Genomic DNA, 11,460 nt, shown 5'->3' on the forward strand with positions numbered 1-11,460 from the left:
TCCCACCACGGTGCTGCTGTGGCGGATCTACTTCTACCGTGCTGGGACGGTGCTGGCCGAGGCATCGAGTCCTCTTCAAAGCCAGCTCGACTCGGCCGGTCTGTGCCCTACACTCACCTGGTCATGGCGGCCGGCGTCATCTTGACCGGCGTCGGCTACGAACTCGTCATCGACCATCCGCTCGGACATCTGAATCCGGGGTGGCTGGCGGCCATCTTCGGTGGACCCGTGCTGTTCCTGGCCGGACGTTCCGTTGTCGAGTACGAGGTGTTCGCCCGGTGTCCCGATCCCGGATCATCGGCCTGTTCTCGTTGGCTGCCCTGGCGCCGGCGATGGTCCCCCTGCCGCCGTCGACGGCTGCTACGAGCGTCACCCTCGTTTTGACGGGCGTTGCCGTCAACGCGATACGCGCGTCGAAAGCCCCACCGGAGGCGCCGTCGCCACCCAGGTAGCGGCTTCTCCGCTGCTCGTAGAACCCCACGTCGCCCCCTTGTAGGCCAACATCACTGGGATACCCACTTTCGATCACCCATGACCGGCCTAACGCCGCTACCGCCCGGCGGTCACGATCAGCATTCATCTTCTAACTATCTGCTGCCCTGGCGTAAGATTTGTTTCCGAAACTTTTCCGAAACATGTTGCCCGAAACAGGGCCGGATGGCAGCATTGGCATTGATCAATGTTTAAACAAGGACGTCCAGTCGTCCCGCCAGGACGGCTCGGGCGCTGGCCAGAAAAGGAGGCCAAGGTGGCTACAGGTCCCTCCGCCCATCGGGGCGGGACCCGGCGGAACAGATCGCCCATCGTCAAAGCGGTGGTCGCCGGCGTGGTCGGTGTCGTGGTGGTGGCCACGGCCGCGGTGATGATGCCGTCGGCGAACGCGGCGGAGAGCACGCTGGGTGCTGCGGCCGCGCAGTCGGGCCGGTACTTCGGCACGGCGATCGCGGGCGGCCGGCTCGGCGACTCGACGTACACCACGATCGCCGCGCGTGAGTTCAACATGATAACGGCCGAGAACGAGATGAAGATCGACGCCACCCAGCCCCAGCGCGGGCAGTTCAGTTTTGGTGCCGGCGATCAGATCTACAACTGGGCCACACAGCGCGGGCTGAAGGTGCGCGGCCACACCCTCGCCTGGCATGCCCAGCAGCCGGGGTGGATGCAGAGCCTGTCCGGCTCCGCGATGCGCCAGGCCATGATCGATCACATCAACGGGGTGATGGGCCACTACAGGGGCAAGCTCGCCGCCTGGGACGTGGTGAACGAGGCGTTCAACGAGGACGGCAGCCGCCGGCAGTCGAACTTGCAGAGCACCGGCAACGACTGGATCGAGGTGGCGTTCCGCACCGCCCGCGCCGCCGACCCGTCGGTGAAGCTCTGCTACAACGACTACAACATCGAGAACTGGTCGTACGGCAAAACCCAGGGCGTTTATCGCATGGTCCAGGACTTCAAGTCCCGGGGAGTGCCGATCGACTGCGTCGGGCTGCAGACCCACTTCACGGGCGGCAGCTCGCTGCCGAGCAACTTCCAGACCACGCTGTCCAGCTTCGCCGCCCTCGGCGTGGACGTGACCCTGACCGAGGTCGACGTGACCAACGCGTCGACGTCGCAGTACGCGGGGCTCACCCAGGCGTGCATGAACGTGCCCCGCTGCATCGGGATCACGGTGTGGGGCGTGCGTGACAGCGACTCGTGGCGGTCCAACGAGAGCCCGTTGCTGTTCGACGGCGGCGGGAACAAGAAGCCCGCCTACACGTCGGTGCTCAACACCCTCAACGCCGCCAGCCCGACCACCTCGCCGACCACGGGCCCGACGCCGGGCGGCGCCGGCAGGATCGTCGGGGTCCAGTCAGGCCGGTGCGTCGACGCGCCCAACACGAGCAACGGCACCCGGGTGCAGCTCTACGACTGTAACGGGCAGACGAACCAGCGATGGACGTACACCGCCGGTAAGCAGCTGACCGTGTCCGGCAAGTGCCTCGACGCGAACGCGAGGGGCACCGCGAACGGCACCGCGGTGATCATCTACGACTGCAACGGGCAGCCGAACCAGCAGTGGAACGTCAACTCCAACGGCACCATCAGCGGCGTTCAGTCCGGCCGGTGCCTGGACGTGTGGGGCACCGGCAACGGGCAGCAGATCCAGCTGTACGACTGCCACGGGCAGTCCAACCAGCAGTGGCGGACCGAGTTCAGTGGCCCCACCTCGCCGCCCCCGTCCTCGCCGCCCCCAGGTGGGTGTGCTCTTCCGTCGACGTACCGCTGGTCGTCGACCGGCGTGCTGGCGAACCCGCAGAACGGGTGGATCTCGCTCAAGGACTTCACCAGCGTCATCCACAACGGCAAACATCTCGTCTATGGGTCGACGGTCAACTCGTCGGGGCAGTATGGCTCGATGAACTTCGGGACCTTCACGAACTGGTCCGACATGGCCTCGGCCAGCCAGAACGGGATGAACTCCGGCACCGTCGCACCGACGCTGTTGTATTTCGCCCCGAAGAACATCTGGGTGCTGGCCTACCAGTGGGGGCCGACCTCGTTCAGCTACAAGACGTCGACGGACCCGACCAACGCCAACGGCTGGTCCTCGCCACAGACGCTATCCACCGCAACCCTTCCCGACGCCCCGTATGGCGTGATCGACCAGACCCTCATCGGCGACGACCAGAACATGTACCTGTTCTTCGCCGGTGACAACGGCAAGATCTACCGGTCGAGCATGCCGATCGGGAACTTCCCGGGCAGCTTCGGCTCGAACTACACGACGATCATGAGCGACACCACCAACAACCTGTTCGAGGGGGTCGAGGTCTACAAGGTCCAGGGCCAGAACCAGTACCTGATGATCGTCGAGGCGATCGGCTCGCAGGGGCGCTACTTCCGCTCGTTCACGTCCAGCAGCCTGAGCGGTTCGTGGACACCGCAGGCCGCAACCGAGAGCAATCCCTTCGCCGGCAAGGCCAACAGTGGCGCCACCTGGACCAACGACATCAGTCACGGTGACTTGGTCCGCAGCAACCCCGACCAGACCAAGACCATCGATGCGTGCAACCTCCAGTTCCTCTACCAGGGGAAGAACCCCAGCGCGGGGGGCGACTACAACCTGCTGCCGTGGCGGCCGGGTGTGCTGACCCTGCAGCGCTAGGGGCTGCTGACCCAGACAACCCCGTTCGCTGACCGCTCGGGTGTGTCCGGTGCCGACCGGCGCCGGGCACACCCTTCTTGGCCGGCCGGGAGCAGCCTCCCGCGCTCGGTCGTAGGGGCGTGCTCGGCCACGCCGTGCTCGGCGTCGGCGAGCACGACGTTGACCGTCGAGTTGGCACCAACCTGCGCCAGCAATCCTGCTTCCGCGCGACCCGGGGACATCGGGCACTGGCACCGGGTTCACACCCCCGTTTACCCCCCCGAAAACCCCTTCCAGTAGGTGACCACCGGTTACGAGCAATGACCACGGCCGGGCGAACCGTTTGGTGCAGATCCGGCGCAAGTCAGACCGGGAGCACCGTGTGGCGGCCCGACCGTGATCCGGACCAGCAGGCCGCCACGAAGTCCGGCCTGCCGCTTCGCCGCCGAGCTGGCCGTCCGATTCCCCACTGTGGAGCGCAGTCGGACCGTACGGCCCAACCTACCGCCGGCGTACGTGTGTCGCGGGTTTCGCGCGGTCACTTCGATTCGACGCCTTCCGCCGGTCGGCCACCCGAACTGAGCTTCGGGCCGCCGCCGCCCACCACCAACGCCGGGGCAGATGACAACCACGGCCAGTGGCGCCGGTCGCGCCCAGGGCACCACATCCGTCAGGTCCAGCACTCTCAGCCCTTCCAGTGTGGACTTGGCGTCCTCCTCAGGGTCCCGGCTCGCGCAGGGCAGGCGGGCGCTCGGCCGTTGGAAATGTGATATCACTTTGATAGTCTCAAGACATCGTCACCCTGAAGGAGCCCTACATGACGGAACACCTCGACCTGCCCGCCCCACAGGTACGCGAGCGCATCGCCCCGGGCGCCTCGGGCTGGCCGGTCCTCGTCCTGTCCATTCTGGTGATCCTCCTCAGCGTGACCATCCTCATCATCGGCGTGCAGCAGGAGGACTTCGCAGTCGTTCTGAGCCTCATCGGTCTCAGCCTCCTGTTCGGACTGGCCGCTCTGATCGCCGCGGCTGGTCTCACCCCCGTCGCACCCGGCGAGGCACGCGTCCTTCAGCTCCTCGGCCGCTACGCCGGAACCGTCCGCACCGACGGGCTCCGCTGGGTCAACCCGCTCACCGTCAGGCGCAGGGTCTCCACTCGCATCCGCAACCACGAGACCGACGTGCTCAAGGTCAACGACGCCGACGGCAACCCCATCGAGATCGCCGCCGTCGTCGTCTGGCACGTGGAGGACACCGCCCGCGCCGTCTTCGAGGTCGACGACTTCATCGAGTTCGTCGCCATCCAGACCGAGACCGCCGTGCGGCATATCGCCAACAGCTACTCCTACGACTCCCACGACGCCGCCCAGATGTCCCTGCGCGACAACGCCGACGAGATCACCGCCCGGCTGTCGGAAGAGATCGGTCTGCGTGTCGCCGCCGCAGGGGTGAAGATCATCGAATCCCGGCTGACCCGCCTCGCCTACTCGCCCGAGATCGCCCACGCCATGCTGCGCAGGCAGCAGGCGAACGCCGTTGTCGCGGCCCGTACCCGCATCGTCGAAGGCGCCGTGGGCATGGTGGAAATGGCCCTGGTCCGCCTCGCCGAGAATGACGTCGTCGACCTCGACGAGGAGCGCAAGGCCGCGATGGTCAGCAACCTGTTGGTGGTCCTGTGCAGCGACAGGGACGCCCAGCCCGTGGTCAACGCGGGCACCCTCTACTCCTAGGCATGGCTACCGAACGAAAGAAGCTCCTCCTCCGGCTCGATCCCGCCGTGCACGACGCACTCGCGCGCTGGGCCGCAGACGAACTTCGCAGCACAAACGCCCAGATCGAGTACCTCCTGCGCAGGGTCCTCGCCGATGCCGGCCGCCTCCCCGGGGGAGTCGGACGGATGCGCGGACCCGGGAGACCCCCCGCCACACCCGATTCGGAAGAAGAATGACGTGGCCGTACCCGACAGCCTCGCCCAGCGCGTCTTCCTGCTGGCCTACAACCCCGACAAGGGCAGGGTGAGCGTGGGCACCAGCCTCGGTGCCATGCTCCGCGCCGCGGCCCTCGCCGACCTCTACCTCAACGGCCACCTCATCGACGAACGCGGCCACGCCGCCATCGGCGTCCGGCACCCCTGCCGCGACCCCGTCCTCGAAGCGCTCCTCGAAGAGATCGCCGGCTCCAAGCCACGCAGGTGGCATTTCTGGGTCAACAGCCGGCAGCGCGTCGCCGTCAGAGCGGTACGCCAGCAGCTCAGCGATGGCGGCTGGGTCCGCCTCCAACCCCACAGAGTCCTCGGGCTGTTCCCCACCACCAAGGTGACCATCCGCGACCCTCGCGTCCGCAAGGAACTCCTCGGCCGGGTCAACGCCGCCCTGAAGAAGCCCATCGGCAGAGTCCACCCCGCCGACGCCACACTCGTGGCCATCGTTGCCACAGCAGGACTCAAACTCGTCCTCGACCGTAAGACCAGGCGCGCCTACAAACGGCGCATCCAGCAACTCACCGAGTTGAGTGGACCGATCGGCCCCGCCCTAGACAAAGCGATCCAGGACGCTGCCCTCGGCGGCGAGGCCGGTTAGTTGTCCTCCCCGTGTCAGCTCCTACCGGAGTCCAGGCCAGGTAGAACCCCGCATCCGGGAAGGGGCATTAGGGGTTCAAATCCCCTAGACCCACCCAGAAAAGGCCGTCTCCCATAGCAGGAGACGGCCTTTTCGATGCTTTTCGGCAGCCATGATCCCGCCCGGCTGCGATGTGCGGCAGACCGCCCCGAGCGCACCCGACCGCAGTGCGAGGGCGTGCCAGGCGTCCCCGGACGTTCCGGGGCACCTGGCACCAGCAGCGATTACCAGGCGGCGGTGTTGTACTTGTTGCCGCTGGTGAGCTGCGTCCAAGCCTGCATCTTCACCTTGTTGCTGCTGTTCGTGCGCAGGGCGTCGGTGTAGTTACGACCCCCCGCCTGGATGGTGCGCTTGCCGAAGGAGTTCCAGGTATTGCCACCGTCGGTGGTCTGGTTGATCCAGATAATATCGCCGTTCTGCGAGTCGACCAGCCGCGTCCAGGCGTACTGCACGCCGTCGATGTCGCCGACCCGGAGCTCGAGCGTGCGGCCCTCAACGACGGCGGACTGGACGGTCCGCTTGTTGACGGCATTGGTGGGATCCACCATGGTTTGGGTCATCGAAACAGACACAGTTCCTCCTCAGGTAGAGCTGTGACTGGAACACCGCTCCCGGTAGGATTCCCGTCACGCACTGCGGCAGTGAGCTGGGATTCGGCGCTCCAACCGGTTCGCCGCACGTCTTCCCGGCGGGTCGGGGTTCAATCCTCGGGGCCGTGGCCGTAGCGACCCGCACCCGGGACCGAACGGACCGGTCGCTCAGCGGATTCCTCACCACACAGGGACGAAAGCCCGGTTTCGCCGCTCCGCGACGCGGGGCGTTTCGGCCTTCCCCGACCTGGGGCGGTGATGGTTCTGTGGTCAGCGTGCGGCGAGTTCCCGGGCCAGGTCGGCCGCCCGGGGGACCTGCCGGTCGGCGGCACTGCTCGCCCCAGTGCCGGCTGCATCTACCCCTCCGACCCGAGCTCCAACCGTGCACCACTCTCGTGCAGGCAACCGTCAGCCGAGGCCGATCCGGTGCAGCGCGAGAGCCACGAACCCGCGTACCGACCGGTCCCAGCCGGGCACCTCGGCATCGAAGTCCGAGCTGCGGGCCCCGGCGAGAACGTCGAGGGCCCGGTCGGGCAGTTGGTCGCCGAGCCGGTGGGCCAGCCCCACCGCGGCCGTGACCCGGACGACCGCGGTGTTCGCCGACAGCAGCTCGCCCAGGCGGGTGTCGATCCGCTCCGAGCCGGCCGGCCAGTGGCCGAGGGTCAGGTTGGCGCTGGCGCGGGCGGCGGCGTGGGCCCCGTCGGCGGGGACCACGACGAGCCCGGCCAACGCCGCCTCGTCGGGTGCGAACCAGGCGAGCAGTTCGGCGGCGTACCCGGCAAGCTGCGGGTCCGGCTCGGTGAGCCAGCGGACGTACCGGTCGGTGTGCCGGGCTCCGGCGTGGAAGGCGTCGGCCGCCCAGCGGACCGCCACGTCGTCGGCCAGGCTCGCAGCCTCGTCGTGCTCGCACAGGTCTCCGGCCGCCAGATGGCCCTCCACGAGGGCCGCCTGGCCGTCGGTGATCGCCTCGGCGGCGGCGAAGGCCCGGCGCGGGTCGAACGGCAGCGCGTCGTCGCGCCGGTCGCCGAGTATCACCGCACGGAGCAGGCGGACCACCGCCGCCCGGTCCGGGGTGCCCGGGTCGTCGGCGAGGGCCACCAGGAACGGCACCACGTGACAGCTCGCCCCCCACCGCGTGCCCTGGTGGTGGACGTTGCCGGCGAGCTCGGACAACGCGCGGCGGCGGGACGGCACCTCCGCCGACCGCAACGCCCGCAGCTGGCCCGGTACGTCGACGGCCGGCCCGTACGCGTGGTGCAGCGACTCCCACGGGACCTGGTCGAGCCCGGCCAGCGGGTCGGTGGGTCGAGCCACGCCGGTTAGCGCCGTTCGAGCGTGAGCAGCGGCTCGGACAGCGGGGGCGACGGCGCGTCGGGGTTGGCGGCCACGGCCTCCTCGATGCTGCGGAGGCCGGCTTCCACCTCGTCGGGATCGAGCTGGGCGAAGAACGAGAGAGCGCGCAGGCGCAGCCGTTCGAGCATGTCGGCGCGGGTGCCGTCGGACGGCTGGGTGACCGTGCCGAACCCGGTGACCCGCCAACCGGCCGCCGTGAACATCGCGACGACCTCGTGCAGCGGCTGGAACTGCGCGATGTCCGCATCGAGGCCGCGCGGGAAGTGGTCCAGCCACCAGGGCTCGGGATGGTGGTCGCTGAAGTTGCCGCGCAACAGCAGCCGCCCGGCCGGCCTGAGCACCCTGGCCAGTTCCCGGACGGCCCGGGGCTTGTCCTGGACGTGGTGCCAGACGCAGAACATGAGCGCGTAGTCGGCGCTGCCGGACGGCACGGGCAGGTCCTCGGCGGAGCCCGCCAGGTAGCGCACGCCTGGGTGCCGGGACTGAGCCTGCGCCAATTCGCGCATGCGTACCGAGGGCTCGACGCCGGTGACCGGCCCGAACGCGCCCGCCAGCGCGGGGGTGAACCTGCCGGTCCCCGAGCCGACGTCCAGCCCCACCAGGGGGCGCCGCTCGGGCAGCGCGGCTGTGAAGGCGCTCATCCAGGTGGCCATCTGCTGCTCGGTGAGCGCGCGGCCCCGCGCGTAGTGCTGGTGCTGTTCCGTGTCGTAGTCGACCCGCCTCATCCGCCGCTCCCTCGCCAGTCCGGGCCAGTGTCCGATGTATCGAGTCGATAAATCGGAACGATACTGGGCATCGCGCGAGAAGGCCATGCGCAGGGGGCCGGGGCCGCCCGTGGCGGTGGCGCTGAGGCTCCACGTGCCCGCGAAGCCGTCCTGCCCGCGAAGCCGTCGGCGTCCTCGCCCGCGTCCACCCGCACGGTGGTGCCTCCGGTGGCTCCGCCGGCCGTGACCGATCGGCAGGAGGGCGGCGCGGTGGCGTCAGCGGGCGGCGGCGAGTTTCAGGACCAGGTCGGCGGCCCGGCCCACCCCGCCGGCCTGGCGGCTCTGCTCGCCCCAGTGCCGGCTGCGCTCCCGGAAGGAGTCCTCGGTGAGCAGCCGGTGCAGCTTCCTGGCCACCTCGTCGGCGTCGACGTGCGGTGGACGGTCGAGCGCCAGCCCGACGCCGGCGTCGACCGCGCGGGCGGCGATGTCGTAGCAGTCCAGCCAGAACGGGGTCAGCAGCATCGGCTGCCCGAAGTGGACGCCCTCGTGGAAGCCGTTGGCCCCGCCGTGGCAGACGAAGGCCCGGACGTTCGGGTGGGCCAGCACGTCGAGCTGGGACGGTATCCACTCCTCGACCCGTACGTGTGGTGGCAGCGGGCCGGGCAGCAGGTGCCGCTGCGCGGCGGGCAGTTTCCACAGCACCTGGTGCTCGGGCCCGATCGCGCTCAGCGCCTCGGCGAACGCGCGCACCTGCGGACCGGTGAGCCGGGCCAGGGTGCCCAGGCAGGCGTAGACCACCGAGGTCTGCCGGTCGAGCCAGTCGGTCAGCTCGCCGCCCGGCGCGGGTTCGCGCGGTGGCACCATCGGGCCGAACAGGTGCAGGTGTTCCGGCGCGGGGAAGGGATACTCCAGCCCGAACACGGTGTACCCGAAGACGGCGACCGCGGCAGCGCTGTACTTCTCGGGGTCGCCGAAGGCGTTGCCGATCCCCTGGGCGCGGCGGTGCCGGGCCGGGCCGAGCAGCGCGCCGAGCAGCGACAGCCGCAGCCGTGCCCGGAAGGTCAGGTTGGCCCACCGCTGTCGGGGGCCCAGCCGGCGCGGCAAACCGGAGGTGGGGGTCGGGTAGTCCCACGGCAGCCGGCTCAGGTAGATGTTGCTGGGCGGGAACGGCAGACTCAGCACGTACGGCACCCCCCTGGCCAGCGCCGCGTCGAGCGCGCCCAGGTTCAGCATGTCGATCACCATCAGCCCGGGCCGGATCTCGTCGATCTGTTCGAGGGTCAGCTCGCGGACCCGGTCGGCCACGTCCGGGATCCGGATCTGCCGGGCGAGGGCCACCAGGCCGGCAGTGGTCATCGGCCCCCGGGTCATCGCGGCGTACATCTCGTCGTCGACGCGGAGCAGGGTGTCCCCGGTGGAGCGGAAGCGCAGCGGGCTGCCGGTGGCGTTGGCCGCCACCCGGTCCCGCGCCTCCTCCTCGGCGGCGAACCACAGGTCCGGCTCGCCGCGCCGGGACAGCTCCCCGGCGATGGCGAGCAGGGGGTTGAGCTGCCCCGGGTGCGCGGGGCTGGCGAAGAGGACGGGGCGCATGGGTATCCCTCCTACGGCCGCAGCCGTACCGGCAGGTGGTCGTATCCGCGCAGCACCCGGGTCGGACGGCGGCGCGGCACCGCGGCCAGCGCCGCGTCGGGATAGCGCTCGAAGAAGGCGCTGAGCCCGAGCTGGCCCTCCAGCCGGGCGAGCGCGGCACCGAGGCAGTAGTGCACTCCGCTGGAGAACGAGAGGTGGTCTCGGGCGTTGGCCCGGGTGATGTCGAAGCGGTCCGGGTCGGGGAAGACGGCGGGGTCCCGGTTCGCGCCGCCCATCATCGGGACCACGATCTCCCCGGCACGCACCGGTACGCCGGCCACCTCCGTGTCGGCGCGGCAGTACCGGGCGGTGGTCTGGGCGGGTGAGTCGTACCGCAGGATCTCCTCCACCGCGTTGGGCCATCCGTCGGGTCGTTCGCGGAGCGCCCTGAGCTGGTCGGGGTGACGGATGAGCAGGTAGATGCCGGTGCCGAGCAGGTTGACGGTGGTCTCGAACCCGGCCACCAGCAGCAGGCCGGCGGTGGCCAGCAACTCCTCCTCGGTGAGCCGCTCGCCCTCGCTGTCGAGGTGTACGAGGCGGCTGAGCAGGTCGTCGCCGGGATCGGCGCGCAGCCGGGCGAAGTGCCCGCGCAGCCATGCGTTGAGTTGCCGGATGGCGTCCTCGGCGTGGTGGTACTGGCGCAGCGTCAGCCCGAGGTCGAGCGTCGGGGTGGCGGCCTCGCCCCACGCCAGGAACCGCTGCCGCATGTGCTGTGGCACGCCGAGGATCTCGGCGATCACGGTGAGCGGCAGCAGACTGGCGTAGCGCTCGATGATCTCCACGGTGCCGGTCCCGCCCGGGGCCGGGGCCAGGTCGTCCAGCAGGGCCTCGGTGTGCCGCTCGATCCGTGGGCGCAGCCCCTCGATGGCCCGGGGGGTGAAGACCTTGGCGACCAGCCGGCGGTAGCGGGTGTGCGTCGGCGGGTCGACGACCAGCATCGAGGGCGGGTCGGCCGGCCCGATGGGCCGTCCGCTGCGGCCCAGGCGGCGCACCACCGCGATCGGGCCGGGTGCCGGTAGCGATTCCAGGTCGCTGCTGAACGCCTCGCCGCGCAGCACCGCGACGACCGCGTCGTGCCGGGTGGTGCTCCACATGAGCCGGCCGCGGACCAGCGCGCCGGCTTCGCGGACCTCCCGGTAGAACGGGTACGGGTCGTCGCGGATGGCCGGATCGAAGAAGAGCCGGGCCTGCGCGTCACCCCGGCGGGCGGCGGCGCTGATGCCGAGCCGGGCCAGGCCGTGCCGGTCGAGCCAACGCAGGAAGGTCCCCGGTCTGGTCAGCCTCACCCGAACCTCCCCACCTCGGCCGTCCCGGATACCCGTGCGATTCCCGTCGTAGTTATGACGGGCGTCAATTCCTACCTGCGTGCGGGGATTTCCCGGGTTGATCTCGAAAGGAACTTATACATCAGTCGGGGAGCTTTGCGCAACGAACTCCCTC

At 69.6% G+C, this 11,460-nt stretch carries 9 protein-coding genes; 4 read left to right on the plus strand and 5 right to left on the minus strand.

Going from position 1 to position 11,460, the window contains the following annotated elements:
* Positions 1 to 18 precede the first annotated feature (18 nt).
* The 4 genes from MCAG_RS36300 to MCAG_RS18280 all read left to right on the plus strand — a co-directional run bounded on the left by MCAG_RS36300 (position 19) and on the right by MCAG_RS18280 (position 5,705).
* The gene (locus MCAG_RS36300; protein ID WP_157548119.1) at positions 19 to 384 is read left to right on the plus strand and encodes a low temperature requirement protein A; all 366 of its coding nucleotides are present in this window, start codon (positions 19 to 21) and stop codon (positions 382 to 384) included.
* Positions 385 to 748: 364 nt separating this feature from the next.
* Complete coding sequence (locus tag MCAG_RS18270) at positions 749 to 3,148, plus strand: non-reducing end alpha-L-arabinofuranosidase family hydrolase (protein WP_036374068.1); 2,400 nt, start codon at positions 749 to 751, stop codon at positions 3,146 to 3,148.
* A gap of 796 nt (positions 3,149 to 3,944) precedes the next feature.
* The gene (locus MCAG_RS18275) at positions 3,945 to 4,856 is read left to right on the plus strand and encodes an SPFH domain-containing protein (protein ID WP_036374070.1); all 912 of its coding nucleotides are present in this window, start codon (positions 3,945 to 3,947) and stop codon (positions 4,854 to 4,856) included.
* Between the two features lie 219 nt (positions 4,857 to 5,075).
* A complete protein-coding gene (locus MCAG_RS18280; RefSeq protein WP_036374073.1) occupies positions 5,076 to 5,705 on the plus strand; it encodes a GPP34 family phosphoprotein in 630 nt (209 codons plus the stop codon).
* A gap of 263 nt (positions 5,706 to 5,968) precedes the next feature.
* On the opposite strand, the gene MCAG_RS18285 is transcribed toward MCAG_RS18280, so the two are convergent.
* The 5 genes from MCAG_RS18285 to MCAG_RS18305 all read right to left on the minus strand — a co-directional run bounded on the left by MCAG_RS18285 (position 5,969) and on the right by MCAG_RS18305 (position 11,306).
* Positions 5,969 to 6,316, minus strand: coding sequence for a hypothetical protein (locus MCAG_RS18285; protein WP_007074465.1), 348 nt, complete (start codon positions 6,314 to 6,316; stop codon positions 5,969 to 5,971).
* Between the two features lie 426 nt (positions 6,317 to 6,742).
* Positions 6,743 to 7,648 (minus strand): hypothetical protein, encoded by a 906-nt coding sequence (locus tag MCAG_RS18290; RefSeq protein ID WP_050778006.1) that lies wholly within the window; start codon positions 7,646 to 7,648, stop codon positions 6,743 to 6,745.
* 5 nt (positions 7,649 to 7,653) lie between these two features.
* On the minus strand, positions 7,654 to 8,412 hold the full coding sequence (locus tag MCAG_RS18295; RefSeq protein ID WP_036374079.1) for a class I SAM-dependent methyltransferase: 759 nt from the start codon (positions 8,410 to 8,412) through the stop codon (positions 7,654 to 7,656).
* Between the two features lie 255 nt (positions 8,413 to 8,667).
* Positions 8,668 to 9,981, minus strand: a complete 1,314-nt coding sequence (locus MCAG_RS18300) for a glycosyltransferase (RefSeq protein ID WP_036374082.1) — start codon at positions 9,979 to 9,981, stop codon at positions 8,668 to 8,670.
* Between the two features lie 11 nt (positions 9,982 to 9,992).
* The gene (locus MCAG_RS18305; protein WP_085986121.1) at positions 9,993 to 11,306 is read right to left on the minus strand and encodes a cytochrome P450; all 1,314 of its coding nucleotides are present in this window, start codon (positions 11,304 to 11,306) and stop codon (positions 9,993 to 9,995) included.
* Positions 11,307 to 11,460 lie beyond the last annotated feature (154 nt).

The organism is Micromonospora sp. ATCC 39149 (genome assembly GCF_000158815.1).
Classification (GTDB): domain Bacteria; phylum Actinomycetota; class Actinomycetes; order Mycobacteriales; family Micromonosporaceae; genus Micromonospora.